General features: G+C 66.9%; 15 protein-coding genes and 1 tRNA gene. 5 read left to right on the forward strand and 11 right to left on the reverse strand.

Annotated elements, in window-relative coordinates:
* The first annotated feature begins 4 nt into the window (after positions 1 to 4).
* A complete protein-coding gene (locus tag ACFSC3_RS03915) occupies positions 5 to 340 on the forward strand; it encodes a hypothetical protein (protein ID WP_380938951.1) in 336 nt (111 codons plus the stop codon).
* A 43-nt stretch (positions 341 to 383) separates the two neighbouring features.
* On the opposite strand, the gene ACFSC3_RS03920 is transcribed toward ACFSC3_RS03915, so the two are convergent.
* Positions 384 to 746 carry a glycine zipper 2TM domain-containing protein gene (locus ACFSC3_RS03920; protein ID WP_380939662.1) on the reverse strand — a complete coding sequence of 121 codons (363 nt, stop codon included), beginning with the start codon at positions 744 to 746 and terminating at the stop codon, positions 384 to 386.
* Positions 747 to 859: 113 nt separating this feature from the next.
* On the opposite strand from ACFSC3_RS03920, the gene aguB reads away from it, so the two are divergent.
* Entirely contained in the window at positions 860 to 1,705 is an 846-nt protein-coding gene (aguB, locus tag ACFSC3_RS03925; protein WP_380938953.1) for an N-carbamoylputrescine amidase, read from the forward strand.
* Between the two features lie 154 nt (positions 1,706 to 1,859).
* Here aguB and ACFSC3_RS03930 read toward each other — a convergent pair whose 3' ends face one another.
* The gene (locus ACFSC3_RS03930; RefSeq protein ID WP_380938955.1) at positions 1,860 to 2,504 is read right to left on the reverse strand and encodes a uracil-DNA glycosylase; all 645 of its coding nucleotides are present in this window, start codon (positions 2,502 to 2,504) and stop codon (positions 1,860 to 1,862) included.
* Positions 2,505 to 2,526: 22 nt separating this feature from the next.
* Between ACFSC3_RS03930 and folK the strand changes: the two genes are divergently transcribed.
* Together folK and ACFSC3_RS03940 are read left to right on the forward strand one after the other, a co-directional pair.
* A complete protein-coding gene (gene folK / locus ACFSC3_RS03935) occupies positions 2,527 to 3,027 on the forward strand; it encodes a 2-amino-4-hydroxy-6-hydroxymethyldihydropteridine diphosphokinase (protein WP_380938957.1) in 501 nt (166 codons plus the stop codon).
* A tRNA-Lys gene (locus ACFSC3_RS03940) sits at positions 3,018 to 3,093 on the forward strand. The genes folK and ACFSC3_RS03940 overlap by 10 nt, the downstream gene beginning before the upstream one ends.
* Positions 3,094 to 3,173: 80 nt before the next feature.
* On the opposite strand, the gene ACFSC3_RS03945 is transcribed toward ACFSC3_RS03940, so the two are convergent.
* From ACFSC3_RS03945 to ACFSC3_RS03965, 5 genes are all read right to left on the reverse strand, one after another.
* Positions 3,174 to 4,628 (reverse strand): amidohydrolase, encoded by a 1,455-nt coding sequence (locus ACFSC3_RS03945; RefSeq protein WP_380938959.1) that lies wholly within the window; start codon positions 4,626 to 4,628, stop codon positions 3,174 to 3,176.
* A 241-nt stretch (positions 4,629 to 4,869) separates the two neighbouring features.
* Entirely contained in the window at positions 4,870 to 6,591 is a 1,722-nt protein-coding gene (gene ggt / locus ACFSC3_RS03950; RefSeq protein ID WP_380938961.1) for a gamma-glutamyltransferase, read from the reverse strand.
* 100 nt (positions 6,592 to 6,691) lie between these two features.
* The gene (locus ACFSC3_RS03955) at positions 6,692 to 9,832 is read right to left on the reverse strand and encodes a TonB-dependent receptor domain-containing protein (RefSeq protein ID WP_380938963.1); all 3,141 of its coding nucleotides are present in this window, start codon (positions 9,830 to 9,832) and stop codon (positions 6,692 to 6,694) included.
* A 199-nt stretch (positions 9,833 to 10,031) separates the two neighbouring features.
* Positions 10,032 to 12,128: a RelA/SpoT family protein gene (locus tag ACFSC3_RS03960; RefSeq protein ID WP_380938965.1), complete on the reverse strand. Its 2,097-nt coding sequence runs from the start codon at positions 12,126 to 12,128 to the stop codon at positions 10,032 to 10,034.
* 164 nt (positions 12,129 to 12,292) lie between these two features.
* Entirely contained in the window at positions 12,293 to 12,592 is a 300-nt protein-coding gene (locus ACFSC3_RS03965; protein WP_380938967.1) for a CC_3452 family protein, read from the reverse strand.
* A 137-nt stretch (positions 12,593 to 12,729) separates the two neighbouring features.
* Here ACFSC3_RS03965 and ACFSC3_RS03970 point away from each other — a divergent pair, with 137 nt between their 5' ends.
* Positions 12,730 to 13,215, forward strand: coding sequence for a winged helix-turn-helix transcriptional regulator (locus ACFSC3_RS03970; protein WP_380938969.1), 486 nt, complete (start codon positions 12,730 to 12,732; stop codon positions 13,213 to 13,215).
* A 152-nt stretch (positions 13,216 to 13,367) separates the two neighbouring features.
* Here the strand turns inward: ACFSC3_RS03970 and ACFSC3_RS03975 are convergent, their stop codons facing one another.
* The 4 genes from ACFSC3_RS03975 to ACFSC3_RS03990 all read right to left on the reverse strand — a co-directional run bounded on the left by ACFSC3_RS03975 (position 13,368) and on the right by ACFSC3_RS03990 (position 18,414).
* Positions 13,368 to 14,144, reverse strand: a complete 777-nt coding sequence (locus ACFSC3_RS03975) for a sulfite exporter TauE/SafE family protein (protein ID WP_380938971.1) — start codon at positions 14,142 to 14,144, stop codon at positions 13,368 to 13,370.
* Positions 14,145 to 14,295: 151 nt separating this feature from the next.
* Positions 14,296 to 15,687 carry a TolC family protein gene (locus ACFSC3_RS03980; protein ID WP_380938973.1) on the reverse strand — a complete coding sequence of 464 codons (1,392 nt, stop codon included), beginning with the start codon at positions 15,685 to 15,687 and terminating at the stop codon, positions 14,296 to 14,298.
* Entirely contained in the window at positions 15,684 to 16,748 is a 1,065-nt protein-coding gene (locus ACFSC3_RS03985; RefSeq protein WP_380938975.1) for an efflux RND transporter periplasmic adaptor subunit, read from the reverse strand. The genes ACFSC3_RS03980 and ACFSC3_RS03985 overlap by 4 nt, the downstream gene beginning before the upstream one ends.
* Positions 16,732 to 18,414, reverse strand: a complete 1,683-nt coding sequence (locus ACFSC3_RS03990) for an ABC transporter transmembrane domain-containing protein (RefSeq protein ID WP_380938977.1) — start codon at positions 18,412 to 18,414, stop codon at positions 16,732 to 16,734. The genes ACFSC3_RS03985 and ACFSC3_RS03990 overlap by 17 nt, the downstream gene beginning before the upstream one ends.
* Between the last annotated feature and the right edge of the window lie 211 nt (positions 18,415 to 18,625).

Here is an 18,625-nt window from a genome sequence, read left to right on the forward strand (position 1 = left end):
GGGCATGGCAAAGGCGGATCGGCTGGAGCGTCTGGACGCGCGGCGTGTCGAACTGGAGGGCGAGTATCGCGACGCCCTTGTCGAAGCGCTACGTCGTACGGCCGCGGGGCAGTGGGGACTGTTCGCGCACCAGCGGGACAAGCATCAGCAGGCGGCGATAGCGCCGGTACTGGCGACGCTGACGGAGCTTGCGGACGAGATCGATACCATTCGGGAGCGGTTCGGGATGGAGCGGTTCGCCCTGCATTCGGAATTCCTCGCCGCCCGCGGGCCGGTCGGGCCTAATGCGGTCGGCGAGCCCAAGCAGGCTGCGCTCTGGCTGCAGAAACTCGGCGCCTGAAAGGGAAAACCCCGAAGCGGCGCACCGCTCCGGGGTCTGGTAGTTAGCGGCAGCGAACCTTGCCGCGGTCGATCTCGCGGCCGAGCAGCGCACCACCGCCGCCGCCGACCAGCGTACCGAGCAGTCCGCCGCCGATGAGGTTGCCGAGCACCGCGCCACCGACGCCGCCGATGACCAGGCCCGTCGTACCATCACCGCGACGGCAATAGGCGCGACCGTCACGCCCGCGATAGATGCGGTCGTTGCGGGTCAGGCGGCGCTCGCGGTAGCGACCCTCACGATACGACCGCGACGCGTCCCAATCCTGTCGGTCGCCCTGCCAGCGATAGTCGCGGTTCTGCGCCTGCGCCGGGGAGGGTGCGGCGAGTGGGACGGTGGCGATCGTCGCCGCCAATGCAGCCAGCATGATTTTCATCGAATTACTCCAGGAACGACATGGGGGAGCCGGGCAAACGCTTAGCTGCGCATGGAAGTTCACATGGCTTTGCAGCGGGCAGGCGATCCCCTACATGGCGCGGCATGACAGACATTACCGTCGCCGCGCTGCAGCTCGCCTTTTCGAACGATATCGATGCGAACATCGCCAACGTTACGCGTCTGGTCCGCGAGGCCGCGGCGCGCGGCGCGCAGGTGATTCTGCCGCCCGAACTGTTCGAAGGCGAATATTTCTGCCGCGTCGAGGACGAAGGCCTGTTCGCCAACGCGAAGCCGACCGCCGAGCATAAGGCGGTTCGCGCGATGCAGGCGCTTGCCGCCGAACTCAAGGTTCATATCCCGACCAGCTTTTTCGAAGCCGATGGGCCGCATCACTATAATTCGCTGGCGATGATCGATCCCGACGGGCGCATCCAGGGCGTCTATCGCAAGAGCCATATCCCGGACGGCCCGGGCTATGAGGAAAAATTCTATTTCCGCCCCGGCAACACCGGGTTCAAGGTATGGGACGGCCCGGCAAAGCTGGGTGTCGGGATCTGCTGGGACCAATGGTATCCGGAAACCGCCCGCGCGCTGATGCTGATGGGGGCGGAGGTGCTGTTCTACCCGACTGCGATCGGGAGCGAGCCGCATGACACTTCGCTCGATACCGCGCGGCTGTGGCGGCGGGCGATGGTCGGTCACGCGGTATCGAATGTCGTGCCGATCGTCGCCGCCAACCGCGTCGGCGTAGAGCACGGACAGACCTTCTACGGCACTAGCTTCATCGCCGACGAGCGCGGCGACATTCTGGCCAAACTGGACCGCGAGGAAGAAGGCGTGATCACCGCGACGCTCGACCTAGATCGCGTCAAGCGCCACCGCGCCGCCTTCGGCTTCTTCCGCGACCGCCGTCCCGAGCTGTACGGGCGGCTGGTGCAGGATATCTAGCTGATCAGATAGGCGTAGGTCTGAAGTCCAAGAGTTGCGACGCCGAGCAAGGCGGCAACGATCAGGTCCGATTCGATGACGGCAGATTTCCGCATTTCAGATCCCCTGTTCTGTTTTCGGAGGCCTAAACGCCGATCTCCCGGTCGGCGTTCCGTCAGCCGATCTGGCGCAGCGCGTTCGCCCTCGCGAAGACGGCGGCGAACATCTCCGGGGTCAGGCGGCCGGTGTTCTGGTTGTAGCGCGAGCAGTGGTAGCTATCGATGAGGACGCGGCCGTCGGGCATGCGGTGTTCGGCGAGATGGCCGAAGCGGCATTTGGGAAGCTTGCCGCCCATCGCCTTCACCGCCGACTGGTGCGCGATCTGGCCCAGCGCGACGACGATGCGGGCGTTGGGCAAGGCATCGAGCTGCGCGTCGAGGAACGGGCGGCAGGTGCGGACTTCCTCCGGCGTCGGCTTGTTCTCGGGCGGCAGGCATTTGACGGCGTTGAGGATGATCGCCCCGGTCAGGTGCAGGCTGTCGTCTGGGCGTGCCTCGTAAGTGCCGTCGGCCAAGCCATGCGCCTTGAGCGTATCGAACAGCAGCGGTCCGGCGCCGTCGCCGGTGAAGGGGCGACCGGTGCGGTGGGCGCCGTGCTTCCCCGGCGCCAGGCCGACGATCGCCAGCCAGGCCTGTGGGTCGCCAAAGGCCGGGACGGGCGCGTTCCACCAGTCGGGGTGTTCCGCGCGGACCGCCTCGCGCAGCTCGACGAGGCGAGGGCAGCGGGGGCAGTCGTGGGGTGGTTCGGTGGCGCTCAGCATGATGCTCGGGTAGGCGGGGGCGGTGGTGACGACAAGCTATGCGATCGCGGTGGGGTCGAACCGGGCCGGGCGGCATGGGCGCCCCGAGGCGGAAGTGCGTGCCGCGCTGGCATTGCTCGGCGGGCGAGCCGCGCCAGTGATGCAGAGCGCGCCGGTCGGGCCGTCCCTGCGGCGCTATGCCAACACCGTCGTATTGGTCGAGAGCGCGCTGTCGCCGGGCGAGATGCTGGCCTGGCTGAAAGGCATCGAGCGGGCGTTCGGGCGGCGGCAGGGGCGGCGCTGGGGCGCGCGGGTGATCGACCTCGATATTGTGCTGTGGTCGGGCGGGGTCTGGGCCGACCGCCGGCTGACTGTTCCGCACCTGCGGTTTCGGGAGCGGGACTTCGTGCTCCGCCCGCTGGCTACGCTTGCGCCCGGCTGGCGTGATCCGGTGAGCGGTTTGACGGTTCGGCAACTGCTTGCCCGGTTGACCGTTCGCCGTCCGGCCCCTAGTCGGGCCGCTCGCCTTGGTTGGGGTCCGTAGCTCAGTCGGTAGAGCAAGCGACTTTTAATCGAGAGGTCCCGGGTTCGAGCCCCGGCGGACCCACCAGGCGACTTCCCCCGATCACCATTCGTGCTGAGCTTGTCGAAGGGCTGTGCTTCGAAAGGCTCAGCACGAACGGGGAAGATTTACTTCCCCGCCGCCATCGGCTTGCGATAGTCGAGCGCCGGCTTGCGGTTGCCGAGCATCGCTTCATATTTGAAGTTCGGACCACGGGCCTTCAGCAATTCCGCCTTCGCCGCCGCCAGAGTCTCGGGTGAGCGGAACAAGTCGGCGGCGGTCAGGGCGAGCGTCTTGGCGGCGACCACGCCGCCCTTGGCGCCGATCGACATGCCCGAGGCGGCGACCGCCTGCCAGCTATGCGCGGGGGTGCCCGGCACCCAGGTGGCGGTCGAAAGGCCGATCGTGGGCGAGACCCAGCTGATGTCCGACACGTCGGTCGACCCGCCGCCGTCCCCGTCGCGGCCGAGCGGCAGTACCTGACCGGCGATGGCGAGCGGGCGCTTCACCTCGAGCGATTTCTGAAGCTCGGTCGCCCAGGCGGTTTCCTGCGGCGTGTAGGCGACACCGCCGACCGCATTGAGGTTGCGATCCATGACCTTGGCCAAAGTCTCGCTCGCCAGCATCGAATAGACGCCGCCGGTGATTTCGTTCGAGACGGTGGTTTCGGTCGCCAGCGCAGCGCCCTCCGACGCCTTCACCACGCGCGCCCAGACCGACTTGACCAGCGCGGGATCGACGTCGCGGACGTAATAATAGCTCTCGGCGAAGTCGGGCACGACGTTGGGCGCTTCGCCGCCGTTTGTGATGACATAGTGGATGCGGATCGACGAAGGCACATGCTCGCGCATCATGTTGACCGCGACGTTCATCACCTCGATCCCATCAAGCGCAGACCGCCCGCGCTCAGGAGAGGCGGAGGCGTGTGCGGACAGGCCCTTGAAGCGGAACTTGCCCGAAATGTTGGCGCGGCTCGGGCCGACCGACACGATGTTCGCGCTGCCCGGATGCCAGTGCAGCGTCGCCGACACGTCGTCGAACAATCCGGCGCGGACCATATAGACTTTGCCCGATCCACCTTCCTCCGCCGGGGTGCCGTACACGCGCAGTTCGCCCTGGACCTTGTTGGCGATCATCCAGTCCCGGATCGCCAGCGCGGCGGTGACGCTGGCCGCGCCGAAGAGATTGTGGCCGCACGCGTGCCCCGCGGCCTTGCCCGCGATCTGGTTGCGGGTCGGGTCGGTCGTCTGCGCGGTCCCGGGCAGCGCGTCATATTCGGCAAGTATGGCGATGACCGGACCGGCGCCGTTCCTGAAGCTGGCGACGAAGGCGGTCGGAATGTCGGCGACGCCCGCCTTCACGTCGAAGCCGCCCTTCTTCAGTTCGGATTGCAAAAGCGCGGAGCTTTTCGCCTCCTGATAGCCGACTTCAGAGAAATCCCAGATCGTCTTGGCGGTGCTGGCCAGCGTCGCGGCGCGGCCGTCGACGTCGGAAAGGATCGCGGTGCGCTGCGCATCCGGAATCGCCTGGGCCTGCGCGGCGGCGGGGAGGATCAGGGCGGTGGCGAGCAGCAGGGATTTCATGGTCGATCCTCGGGACTGGCAGCGGGCAAAAGTTGCGACAACGCGGTCAATTCGTCCTCAGTTGTCACTTTTGGTCTTGGCTTCGATTTGAGAGGTGTTGAAGCAGTGAATGTCCAACTTTTCTAGCCCTCTCCCCTCCGGGGAGAGGGTTGGGAGAGGGGCGGTGCCGCGAGCTTTTGGTCTCGGTGAGACACCTACCCCTCTCCCCCTCCCTCTCCCCTGAAGGGGAGAGGGCGTGTACCTATCGCACCCCAACCGCCGCGGCATCCGGCCGCCGGGTATCCGCAGCGCCCAGGAACTTGTCTCCGTCGACCATGATCGACTGGGTGCTGCCCATCGTGTTCGACGGGCGGACGACGTGCCCCTTCGCCTCCAGCAGCGGTACGATGTCGGGCGAAAAGCCTTCCTCCAGCTCCAGTGGAGCGTCGCCGCCGCCCTGATTGATGCGCGGGCGTTCCGCCGCCTCCGCGACGTTCAGGCCGTGGTCGAGGACGTTCGACAGCATCTGCACCATCGTCGCGATGATATAGCCGCCGCCGGGCGTGCCGGTGACCAGCCAGGGCTTGGCGTCCTTGAACACGATGATCGGCGTGATCGTCGATCCCACGCGCTTGCCCGGCACCGGCTTGGTCGCCAAATTGGTCGAGCGACCCCAGGCGAGGTTGCCGAGCGAGTTGTTGAGCAGCACGCCCGTGCCCGGCGCAACGACATGCGCGCCGTAGCTGGCCGACAGCGTGTAGGTGTTGCTGACCGCGTTTCCAGCCGCATCCGCGACCGAGAAATGCGTCGTGTCCTTGCTTTCGAACGGATAGGGATTTCCGTCCGCGACGTCCTTCGCACCGAGCGAACGGTCAGGGCGGATCAGCTTCGCGCGTTCCTCGGCATAGGCTTTGCTGGCCAGCCCCTTGGTCGGCGAGCGCCAGTCGGGTCCGCCACCGACCAGGCGACGGTCGGCTGACACCAATTTCATCGTTTCCGACAAGAGGTGCAGGTTGGCGACGGAGCCCCAGCGCTGTTCCTTCACGGGGAAGCGTTCGAGGATGTTCATCGCCTCCGCGACCGACGCGCCCGACGCGGTGGGGGGCATGTAGGCGATCTGGTTGCCGCGATAGCTCGACCAGATCGGCGCGGACACGATGGCCTTGTAGTTCGCCAGATCCTGCGCATCGATCACGCCGCCGCCGGCCTTGATGCCGGCCGCCAGTTTCTGCGCGAACGGGCCGGTGTAGAAAGCGTCGCGGCCACCGGCGGCGATCAGCTTCAGCGTCGCGGCGAGGTCGGGCTGCTTCCACGTTTCGCCGGCGGCATAGGCGGTGCCGTCGGGTTTGAAGAACATCGCCATCGCCGCGGCATCGTCCGACATCGCCTTGCGTTGGGCGGCGTTGGCGGAGGCTTCGTCGTCGGACAGGGCGACGCCGTTCTCGGCCATCGCGATCGCTGGCGCGATCAGCGTGCCCCAGGGCAGCGAGCCGTAGAGCTTGTGCGCCGCCCATAGCCCCGCGACGGTGCCGGGAATGGCGACGCCCTTCATCGAATAGCCCTTGTCGGGGTCGACGCGGCCGTTGGCGCCTAGCAGCAGGTCGGGCGTCGTGTTGCGGCTGGCCTGGCCGTAATAGTCGATCGCGATGGTCGATGCCGGCTTGTCGCCACGCGGCGCCATGTGGATCAGCATATAGCCGCCGCCGCCGATGTTGCCCGCGCGCGGCAGAGTGACGGCGAGCGCGAAGCCCATCGCCACCGCCGCGTCGACGGCGTTGCCGCCCTTGCGCAAGATGTCGGCGCCGACTCGCGAGGCGATGGCGTTCTGGCTGACCACCATCCCGCCGCGGCCGACGGCGGGTTTGTGAATCTGGTCATAGGCGACGATGTCGCCGCCGCTCCCCCGGCGCGGGGGTGGGGCGGGGCCTTCCTCCTGCGCGGCAAGGGGACTTGCGAGCGTAAGGAGTAGAGTCGCAATTCCCATCCCCGTTCGCCCTGAGCTTGTCGAAGGGCCGTTCTTCTTTGCGAGGAAGTGCGGTGCTTCGACAAGCTCAGCACGAACGGCGGTGGGGGAGTTCATAACCTCAGAACCTCGACTGAATGTTGGCGTACCAATAGCGGCCATAGGGCTGGTACAGCGCGCCCAGGAAGCCGTCGGTGCTGAGTGGTGGCTGCTTGTCGGCGAGGTTGCGGACGCCCAGGCGGAAGCGGTGGCGGCCTTCGCCATCGGTGCGGCTGCCGAAGCTGACCTGACCGTAGAGGTTCACGGTCGTGCGCCCGTCGACGAACCACGGCACGCCGTTCACCGTCCCGCCGGTATCGTCGACGTCGCTGATGTAGCTGGTGAAGGTGCCGATCTGGAACGGCCCCTTCGACCAGGTCAGCGAGCCCGAGACGCGCCATTCGGGCTTTCCGTTCAGGCGCACCTGATCACCACCGTCGGAGATGACGGTATCCTTGTTGATCGTCCCTGCAGCGCGCGCGTCGATCAGCGTCTGGACGTCGGCCGAGGGGGTCAGAAAATAGGTCTTGAGATAGGCCGCGTTCACATTCGCCGAGATGCGGCCGATCCCGAAGTCGCGGACGCGCCAGTTGAAGCCGAAGTCCCAGCCCGACACCGTCTGCGGCTGAAGGTTGCGATACTGGTCCTTCACGAACAGCACGCGGCCGGCGGGCGCCAGGTTCGATCCCTGGAACAGCGCGATGTCGTCCGCGGTCGGATCGGCGCGGATTACGTTGGGATCGGTCTTCCCCTGAACGCGCAGCAGATAGTCGTTGATGAGCGCATTACCCTCACCAAAGATGCCGACGATGTCGCGCTGCTTAATGTGCCAATAATCGGCGGTCAGCGTGATGCGGCCGATCGACTGGTCAAGGAAATGCGGCTGAAGCACGATGCCGCCGGTGATGTTGGTCGACTGTTCGGGCCTCAGGTCCGGGTTGCCGGCACGCTGTGCGGTGGTCGCGAAGCTCTGCGTACAGGAGGTGAAAGCGGCGAGGTAGAGCGGATTGGCCGATCCGTTCGCCAGCAGTCGCGGCTGGCGAAGCTGTGCTTCGCAGCGGATCGGGTCGAGACGGGTGTTCGAGCGGGTGACGAGCCGCGCATTGACCTGTTCGAGGTTCGGCGCGCGGAAGCTTTCCGCATAGGACCCGCGCAGGCGGATGCCGTCCACGATGTCCCAGGCGCCGGCGATCTTGGGCTTCGCCACCGAGCCGGCGTCCGAATAATGTTCGGCGCGGCCTGCCAGCTGAAATTCCAGCCGGCTGACCAGCGGGATGTTCATGTCCGGCGAGACGACGGGCACTGCGAGTTCGATATAGGCGCTGTGGACATTGCGCCGGCCGCCGGTGTCGGGCGAGTTGCTGGTGCCGACCAGATCGGACGGGTTGACCGCGCCGGTCACGCTGTCGGTGAACTGGATCGTGCCGTCGACGCGGGGATCGCGATCATCGAGCTGCGTCTCGCGACGGACCTCGACCCCGAAGGCGATACCGAGATTGCCGCCGGGTAGGGCGAGCAGGTCACCCTTCGAGCCCTTCAAGTCGATCAGTGCCAGCGTCGCCTTGCTGCGTCGGATGGTGTTGATGCGAATGGCGTCGAGTGCGGCCAGGCTGGACGGCACGCTGTCACGCAGACTGGGGTTGGTGAGGTCCGCGCCGTTGAACGGATTATAGGCGTCGGGGGTGTTGAGCGCGAGCTGGCGCTGGAGCAACGTCGCGCTGATGCCGGTCGAATTGTCGATGACCTGCGCTTCCGAATAGAGCGCGGCCGATTCCCAGTCGATGCCGTAAGCCTTGAAGCGCAGACCCGCGAGCGCACGCCATTGGTCGTTGTCGACCTTTACGATGTTGGGGCCGAAATCGGAAAAGTTGTAGCTCGTCAGCGTGACGGGAAGTCCCGCGGCGGGCGTGTTCAGGCCCGGGATGCGGAACGCGCCGCCGGTGGGGCCGAACGGGTTGTAATAGTTGCTTGCGGGCACCGTGATCGGCTGCGACGCGAGGGTGCCGGGCGACCCCTGGATGCTGGTGGTCGAGGCCTTGTAATAGCCCGCTTCACCGAACAGCTGCACCTCGTCGGTCAGATCGTAATGGCCGTTGGCAAAGAAATTGTAGCGTTCGACCTGCGGCACGATGGTCCGGTTGTAGGCCTGGGTCGCGTCGAAGCGCAGGTTGCGGTCGGCAGCGGCGGTGTTGGTGCCGTCGTCGATGCAGATCGCTGAATTCGATGGGATGGAGGCCGAGCAGCCGCCGTTGGCGGTCGGCTGGATATGGAACACGCCGGCGCTGCTGGTGACCAGCGCGCCGCTGGTGCCCGTACCGGTACGCACCGCGGTGCCGCCGCGCGTGGTGAAGACGCCCCACGGCGTAATCGTCGAGCGGCCGTCGACCAGCGTCGAGCCCTCCAGCGCGGTGCCGACGAACAGCGGCTGCTTGTTGTCCGACGCGGTATAGTCCTGGTCCGCGGCGCGCTGCATCGTGCGGCTTTCGCGGCTGGCGTAGACGGTGATGTTGCCGCGTCCGCCGAGATTGGTGCCGGCCAGCAGGTTCAGGCTGGTTTCCAGCAGATTGGTGTCCTCGGCGAAACCGATCTGCCCCTCCAGCTGGACGCCCGAATAGTCGGACTGGAGCACGGTGTTGACCACGCCCGCGACCGCGTCGGAGCCGTAGATCGGGCCGGCGCCGTCGCGCAGTACTTCCAGCCGCTCGATGCCGAAGCTGGGGATGGTGTTGCTGTTGACGGTCAGGACGGGGACGAGGTTCTCGTTCGCGCGGCTGGTCGGGTGGTTGACGACGCGACGGCCGTTCAACAGCACCAGCGTGTTACCGACGCCTAAGTTGCGCAAATTGACCGAACCGACGTCGCCGCGCGCGGCGTTCGAGCTGTTGGGCAGGTAGCTGGCGTTGAACGTCACGTCGCCGAGCTGCGGGATCGCGCGAAGCAGGTCGTCGCCCGACGTCGCGCCGATCGCGGCGAGATCGTCCTGGCTGACGACGGTGACGGGCAGCGCGGCGGTGATCGAGCTGCCGCGGATCTGCGAGCCGACCACGACAACGTCGGTCGTCGCCGACTGCCCATCGCTAAGCGCCTGTTCGACCTGTTCGGTGCTGGGAGTGGGCGTCGAGCTTTCGGCCGGAACGGGCGATGCCGGGGCGGTCTGGGCCGACACCGGTGTCGCCGCCAACAGGGCGCTGCCGGCAACGGACAGCAACAGCATATGCTTCATGATCTTCCCCTCAGAATCTCTTTGGTTTCACCGCCCCCGCGGTGATGCGCGTTCGTGACGCGGGCGGAATCTTCCTCGCGCCGGTTGACGGTCAGGTCCAGAGCGGATGTGACGCTGCGCAGATATTTCAAATAGCTGCGTGGCTAAGCGGCAACAGTTTATTGCGCGAGGTTGCGCTGGAGCGTTCGAAATGATGCGGTCAGGCGCGCTGGGCGTCGCTGACCGCATCGGCGGCGCGCAATGCGGCGAGCAGCTTGGTCAGGTGCGCGGCGTTGCGGACTTCGACCTCGATCAGGTTGGTATGGAAGGTGGTGTCGCGGTCGTCCATCCGGAGGCCGAGGATGTTGGCCTTGTGCGCGCCGATGACGGTCGCGACTGCGCCCAGCGCGCCGGGTTCGTTCTTCAGCGTGACCGAGATGCGTGCGATGCCGCCCTCCGCCGTATCGCCCCAGGCGAGGTCGACCCAGTCGCCGCTGTCCTGACCATTCTCCTCGCCGATCTGGGGGCAGGCGATGTCGTGGACGGCGATGCCTTCGCCCTCGCGCCGGATGCCGACGATACGGTCGCCGGGGACGGGGCGGCAGCATTCGGCCAGGTCGAAGGCGACACCGGGCGTCAGGCCGGTGATGGTGATCGCGTGACGCTGCGGCGGAGCCTGGTGCGCGTCCTCGCCGCCGGCCGAGCCCGGCATCAGCGCTTCCATGACCTGCGCATCCGACAGCTTGCGAAGCGCGATCGCCTCCAGCAGCGCGTCCATGTCGGTCAGTTTCAGACGACGGATCGCGGCCGTCACCGCGTCCGCGCCGACCGGAACGGGCAGGCGCTGAATGATGTCGTCGTACAGCTTGCGCCCCAGCGCCAGCCGTTCGGCGCGCTCCTTCTGGCGCAAATGCCGGCGGATCGCGGCGCGCGCCTTGCCGGTCACGGCGAAGCTCATCCAGTTGGGTTGGGGAGTCTGCCCCTTGGAGCGCAGGATCTGGACGCTGTCGCCGTTCTGGATCTCGGTGCGCAAGGGGACCACGCGGCCGTTGATCTTGGCACCGACCGCCTGGTCGCCCAGATCGGTGTGCACGCCGTAAGCGAAGTCAATCGGTGTCGCGCCCTTGGGCAACTGGATCAGCTCGCCCTTGGGGCTGAACGCGAAGATGCGGTCGGCGTACATCGCCATCCGCGTGTGTTCGAGCAGTTCCTCCGGGCTTTCCGCCGCCTCCAGGATCTCGACGAGGTCGCTGATCCACGGCACCTGGGTGTCGGGTCGGACGGCGTCCTGCTTGTAGGCCCAATGGGCGGCGATGCCATATTCGGCCTGTGCGTGCATCGCATGGGTGCGGATCTGGATTTCGATGCGGGTATTCTCGCCGATGAACACCGAGGTGTGGAGCGAGCGATAGCCGTTGCGCTTGGGCGTCGAGATGTAATCCTTGAACCGCCCCGGCACGAGCGGCCATTTGCGGTGGATGACGCCCAGCGCGCGGTAACATTCCTCTTCGGTCGCGACGATCGCGCGGAAGGCCATGATGTCGGACAGCTGCTCCAGGCTGACGTGCCGCTCGAACATCTTCTTCCAGATGGAATAGGGATGTTTCTGGCGCCCGCCGACCTCCGCCTCGATCCCGGCGCGCTTGAGCAGGCCGTGGACGGTGTCGGCGATCTTCTCGATCCGGTGCCCCTCGTCCTCCAGCGCGGCGAGACGGCGGGTGATCGATTCATACGCCTCGGGCTCGATCTCGCGGAAGGCGAGCGTCTGCATCTCCTTCATGAACTCGTACATGCCGATCCGCTCGGCCAGCGGGGCGTAGATCTCCATCGTCTCGCGCGCGATGCGGCGGCGCTTCTCGGGCTTCGAGATGAAGTGCAGCGTGCGCATGTTGTGCAGCCGGTCGGCCAGCTTCACCAGCAGCACGCGGATGTCGTCCGACATCGCCAGCAGGAACTTGCGCAGGTTCTCGGCGGCCCGCTGGCTTTCGGTCTGCGCCTCGATCTTGCTGAGCTTGGTCACGCCGTCGACCATTCGCGCGACATTGCCGCCGAACAGTTTCTCGATCTCTTCGGACGTCGCGACGGTATCCTCGACCGTGTCGTGCAGGATCGCGGTCGTAATCGTTTCGTCGTCGAGGCGCAGGTCGGTCAGGATGCCGGCGACTTCGATCGGATGGCTGAAATAGGGGTCGCCGCTCGCGCGCTTCTGCGTACCATGGGCGTTGACGCTGAACACATAGGCGCGGTTCAGCATGGCCTCATCGGCCTGGGGATCGTAGCTCAGGACCCGATCGACAAGTTCATATTGGCGCAGCACGGGGTTCAAGATGGGATGGGCGGCCGCCGCATTGCAATGATTTTGTGTCGATGACGCAGATTAGCGCCCTTCTTCGTGCCGGGGGCGGGGGCAGGCCCCCTGGGGAGAGGGGCACGAAGAAGGGCCGTGCCGCAGGCCATAGGGCGCGGCACGAACTGAACGCGTTATTTTGCGCGGGCGTTGCACTTCGCGAGCGCTTCGTCGCCGAACGCGGTGCCGGCGACCGTGAAGCTGCTGAGCGCGCCGACGCGCTGGACGACCAGTTCGCACAACACCGCGTCACGCTCGCCGGCGCGCGGGGCGGTGCAGGTGCCCGCGGCGCACTTCCACATGGTGCTGCGAGTGATGAGATTCGTCTTTGTCAGCTCGGCCTTGGGCGTGGCCGTGTAATAGCCGGTCTGGGCAATGGCGGGTGCGGTTCCGGCGATGGCGAGGATGGCAGCGAGCCCGGCGAGCAGCTTCATGTTGGTTCCCTTTCACCCCTGATGGGTTTCGATTCGCCACCTAACTTACCCTGTTGTCAGTTGCAATGGAAAACCTATGCTGTGCTGCAATATGAGAAAGGCTTCGTCAGCCGCCAGTTTTGCGGTAGGTCGCGGAAATGGTCGCAAAAGTCCGAGAGCAGCTGCGCGAACTGGTCACGACGTGTAGCCTGCCCGCTGCGCTGGAGGCGATGGGCGAGCGCTGGGCGTTCCTGATCCTGCGCGCGGCGTTCAACGGCTATCATCACTTCGAGGAGTTCCAGTCGGAGCTCGGCATCGCGCGCAACATCCTGGCGAACCGGCTGGCCCGTTTCGTCGAGCATGGCATCCTCGAACGCCGCGCGATGGCGGACGACCGTCGCAAGATCGAATATCGCCTGACCGACAAGGGTCATGCACTGCTGCCGACGATGGTCGCGCTGCGCCAATGGGGCGAACGGTGGGAGACGGGCGTGCCGGCCGATCCGGTGCTGGTCGACACGCGCGACGGCAAGCCGATCCGCAGCGTCCGGGTGCTGAGCCACGACGGGCGGGAGCTGGAGAAGGAAGACCTGAAGTGGGTGCTTCGGGAGGATCTGGAGCGGGCGGCCGGCGATTTACGGTAGCAAATTGCGGACTCGCCACGGCGAGCTGACCCTTTCCCGTTCGTGCTGAGCCTGTCGAAGCACCGTTCTTCGGGCCGCAATCGGAAAGCGGGCGTATCGCAGTACGCCCTTCGACAGACTCAGGGCGAACGGGTGAGGGGCGATGCACCTCCTCACAGCATCAGGCGCACACCGACGATCGCCAGCACGGTCGCCAGCACCGGCGCCAGCGCGCGGTCGGACACGCGGCTGGCGATCAGGCTGCCGACGATAATACCGGGCACCGATCCGACCAGCAGCGAGGCGAGCAGCATCAGGTCGACCGAGCCGAGCAGCCAGTGCCCGATCCCGGCGACGAGCGTCAGCGGCACGGCATGGGCGATGTCGGACCCGACCAGCCGGTTCACCGGCAAATGGGGATAGAGCAACAGCAACGCGGTCATCCCGAGCGCGCCGGCGCCGACCGACGTCAGCGACACGAGCACGCCCAGCACGACGCCGACCGCTACGGTCAAGGCCGCGACGCGGGCCTCGCCGATCGGCGGGAATTGCGCGATCCAGGCGGTGATGCGGTGGCGGAGCAGCGTGCCGGCAGCCGAAAGAAGCAGCGTCGCGCCGAGCAGGATGCTGACGACATGGCCGGTGTCCGCCTGCTGCACCCCGGCGCGTTGCAGGAGGAACAGCGTCACGATCGTGGCGGGCAGGCTGCCGGTCGCCAGTCGCCGCACCACCCGCCAGTCGACCGTGCCGCGCCAGCCGTGGACGGCGGTGCCGACCGTCTTGGTCGCCGCGGCATAGAGAAGGTCGGTGCCGACCGCGGTGACCGGATGGAAGCCGAAGGCGAGCACCAGCAGCGGCGTCATAAGCGAACCGCCGCCGACCCCCGTCAGGCCGACGATCATGCCGACGGCGACGCCGGCAAGCGAATAGAGCGGGTCGATCGCGGTCATGCTTGCGCCGGTGTGGCGGAGCGGGGCACGGGGTGGAAGAGAGATTTTGTTTGTGGGGGTGGGGAGGGCGATCACACCCACCATGCTCCTGCAAAGTCCGTCGCACGGCTTCATTCCGGACGGCCGGCGCAGCCGGGGACGCCCGTTTTGGCTACAGTCCGAGTTGCGCCCTGTCGACCGTTGCTGCGATCAGTTCGGCGCGGGCCACCGACCGACGATATTCGGCATCGAGTTGGCGCAGGCGCGCGTCGGCGGCGCTTTCCTCGCGCAAGTTGACGACGAGGAAGTCGCTTGCTCCGAGCTGAAAGCGGCGGCGTTCGGCGTCCGCCATACGGTTGGCCAGGGCGGTTTCGTCGGCGGCCAGCGCGACGAGGCGGTCGGCGGTCGTCGCCTGGATGGCCAGGCCGTTCACTTCGACGAGGATCTGGTCCTCGATGAGCTTGCGGCGAAAGCGCAGCCCGTCGGCTTCGGCCGCCGCTTCGGCGATCTTGCCGCGTGCGGACCGGCGTTCGAGCGGAAGCGAGAAGCGCACGCCGACGATGCCTTCCGCAGGTGTGCGGTTCGGACCGCCGAGGCCGATCGGCCCGACGTCCTTCGCCGCCTCGGCCTTCACGTCGAGACGCGGGCGCAGTTCGTTCTCGGCCAGCAGGCGCTTCACCTCGACCTGATCGAGGCGGACGAGGATCGCTTCGAGATCCGGGCGTTCGATGCGGCGGGCGAGATCGGGACCGAGCGGCGGCAGGCGAAGGTCGGGAAAGCTCGTGGGCAAGCGCTCCGGTGCCGGGACCAGGCGCTCGCCGGACGAATCGCGCACGTAGAAGGACAGCCCGTTGGCCGCGGCGGCCAGCTCCTGCTCGGCACGAACCAGCAATGTCTGGCGGCGAACGATGTTCTGACGGTTCTCGGTCCCGAGGATGTCGGGGCGGGCGCCCAGCCGGATCTGTCGCTCGATCGACGCCTGCCGTTCGGTGGCGAGGCCCAGCAGGTCGCGATAGACCCGCACCCGCATACCCGCGACGACCCAGGCCTGATAGGCGTCGATGGCGCGACGCTGGACGCCGATCGCGACCATCTCGCGGTCGAGCCGCGCGAGTTGAACGTCGCCGCCGGCCAGGCCAAGCCGCCCGCGGCGGTCGTCGATCAGGCGGTCGCGCATCAGCGAAAAGACTGCGCCGACCTTCACCTCGCCCAGCCGGTTGGTGAACGATTTGTCCTCATAGACCGGGAAGGTGCCGCGCGAGACGCGATAGCCGCCGTAGAGCGCGCCGCCGTTGTTGGCGAGCGGACGGGTCGCGCGCGCCTCCGCGACCGTGCCGTCGTAGTAACCCAGCAGCCGCGACTGCGTATCGCCCTCAAACAACAGGTCGAAGGCGCCCTCGGCCGTCAGCCGGCGGCCATCGGCCTGCCGTTCCCGCGTGATCGCTTCCAGGATCGCCGGCGCATGCGTCGCCGATGATCGCAGCACCTCGTCCAGGGTCAGCGTCTGGGCGGCGGCCGGAGTAGCGGCGACCATCAGCGCGGCGATGGCGACGACGCGGATCATTTCTTCACCTTCGCGACAGGCTCGGGCGCCGCTGCCGCGCCCTTGCTTTCGTCGGCCGGGCGCCGGAATTCGAGTGGGAAGTCGTTGAGCTGCCGCCAGAGTTCATAGCCGACGCTGACCGTCTCCATCTGGATCCAGCCGCGCACCTTGCCGCCCAGGCGGACGTAATCGGCACTCGGCCAGGGCAGCTTGCCCGGCATCGGTTCGACGATGACGCGGAACAGGCCGGTCATCTGTGCCGACGGGTCGATCGAGCGGACGCGTCCGTCGAAAATGCCATGCGCGACCGAAGGCCAGCCGCTGAACTGAACCGCCGGCCAACCTTCGAAGGCAAGGCGGACCGGGCGGCCGGGCCGGATGACGGCGATGTCGCGGCCGTCGACCAGCAATTCGACGATGCGCACCGGTGTTTCGGGGGCGAGCGTCGCAAGCTGGGCGCCGGCCGCGACCAATGTCGCGCCGGCGGCGGCGTTGATCGACTGGATGCGGCCGTCGCGTGGCGCCCGCACGGTCTGTGCCGACTGGCGGTTGAGGGTTACGTCGACGCGGCTGAGCTTGGCCCGCGCCTCGGCCAATTTCGCACGCTGGTCCGCCACCTTGATCTGCGCGGCCTCGTAATCGCGCCGGGCCGCCAGCCCCTCCGCCAGCAGCTGGCCGGAGCGGCCGACGTCGATCTGCGACACCGCCATCGCCTGCTCCGCCGCAGCGATCTCGGCCAAGACCTGCGCGCGTTCGGCGGCCAGGCGGGCAAGCAGGTTGGGATCGTTGTCGACGATCCGCGCGATCGGCTGGCCGCGCCGCACGCGGTCACCGTCGCGGACATACCAGCGCTCGACCCGGCCGGGAACAAGGGCGGTAATGTCCTGCACCCGGTCTTCCGGGTCGAGCGCGGCGACCTGTCCGGCCCCGGCCGAGGTCTGGACCCAGGGCACCAGGAACAGGATGGCGATGACCACCGCGATGCCGATCGCGATCAGCCAGGCGATGACACGCGTCGCGCGTGGCGGCCGGATTCCCGCCAGCGTCGGGAAATGGCGTATATGGTCAGGCTGAAAGGGCATCGCGGCCTCCTTCGCTGGCAAGGGCGAGAAGTTCGGCTTCGCTCTCGCAGCGGCGTTGCTCCCGCGCGCCCATCCATAGCGCCCCGTCGCGCATCAGCCCCTGCGGGCGGCGGGTGAATTGAAGGACGGTCGTGCCGCCGCGCAACCGAGCGAGCACCGCATCGACGCGTTCGGGCGGCAACAGATCGTAGAGCGGCGACAGCACGAGCAGCTTGGGCCGGGCAAGCAGCGCAGCCGCCAGCTTCAGCGCCATCAATTCGCCGACCGACAGCGGCCAGCCCGACGTCGAGACGACGGTGTCGAGCCCGTCGTCCAGCCCGCCAAGCCGTTCGGTCAGGCCGACCGTTTCCAACACCTCGACCATCCTCGCGACGTCGCCCGATGCGGCGAGCGTCAGATAGTCGCGGATGGACATTTCGACGAAGCTGGGGCGATCGAGCACCATCACTTCGGCGCGCAGGTGATAGGTGTCGAACCCGCCGATGTCGCGCCCGCCGACGATCACCAGCCCACGCTCGGCGGTCGAGTGACGCTTCAGCAGCATCGACAGCACCCGATCGACGCCCGTCGCCGCGACGACCGCGAGATGCTCGCCCGCCGCGACCTCGAAATCGAAAAGATGGCCGTCATGCTCGACCCGCCTCAGGCGGATCGATCCGTCACCGGGACCGTCCCCCCGGACCTTGCCGGCTTCCTGCGGCACGTCCCAGAACAGCGACAATTCCTCCAGTCCGGCCGCGAGCTCGTACAGCGCTTCCAGATAGGTGCCGAACTGGGCGATGCCGTAGAAGACACCCGACAGGATCAGCTCGGCGGCGACGAGTTGCCCGATCGACAGCTGGCCCTGGATGATCAGCCAGCCGCCAAGCGCCAGCAGCGCGGCGCTGGCGGTCGCATAGACCAGCAGCAGCGCGCAGGTCTGGGCGAAGGTGTAGCGGAAATGCCGACGATAGGCGGCGACATAGTTCGCCGTCACTGCCTCCGACCGGTCCATCGCGAAGTTCAGGTGGCGGCTCGACTTGTAGAAGCCGTTCGACCCGCCGACGCTTTCCAGCCAGTGCGCAGCCGCGTGCTTGACGTGGCTCTTGGCGACCGCGGTCCGGATCGCGCCCGATGCCCAGATCTGCCAGATCAGGAACAGCGCCAGCACCAGCACGGCGTTGAAGGCGAGGAAGAAGGGGTGGTAAAAGCTCGTCACGACCAGCCCGACGAGCCCCTGCAACATGATGGTGAAGCCGCCGATCAACAGGCTCGGCAGCGCCTTCTGCACCGTGACCAGGTCGAAGAACCGGTTGAACAGGTCACCGCGCCGCGTGTCGGCGAAGAACGGGTTCTGGGCATGGACTGCGCGGATCGTGATTTCCGCGACGATCCGCGCGAACAGCCGCTGCTCGAACAGCGCGAGCAGATGGACGCGCAGCGCCGCGAGCACCCCGGCCATGCAGAGCAGCAGGAACAACAGGCCGGACAGCGTGAACAGCGGCGTCGGCAGCGCCGTGTTGGCAACCGAGTTGATCAGCAGCTGGACCGAGATCGGCGTCGCGAGCGACAGCAGCGAGATCGCGATACCGTACACGACCGCCAACCGAACGAAGGCGGCGTCCGGCGCCAGCACCAACCTAACCCAGCCCAAGAAGGCCCGGATACCCGGGCGCGTGTCCGCCATCGCCGTTTTCCCTGATGATCGGGCGTCTCGTGCAACCCAGATCAACGTCACAGCGTCGCGGTGGCTACAGGGTCAATATGATTCGTGTCACGCGAAACATTTCGTAACGCGCTGGCAAAAAGCGGGCGCGATAGGAACCAAATAGGTCTCTTTTAATCAAGGCCTCGCGTTCTTTTCTGAGGTCTTGGCGGCGCCGATTCAAATGCGATGT

It is taken from the genome of Sphingomonas floccifaciens, assembly GCF_042681125.1.
GTDB lineage: Bacteria > Pseudomonadota > Alphaproteobacteria > Sphingomonadales > Sphingomonadaceae > Sphingomonas > Sphingomonas floccifaciens.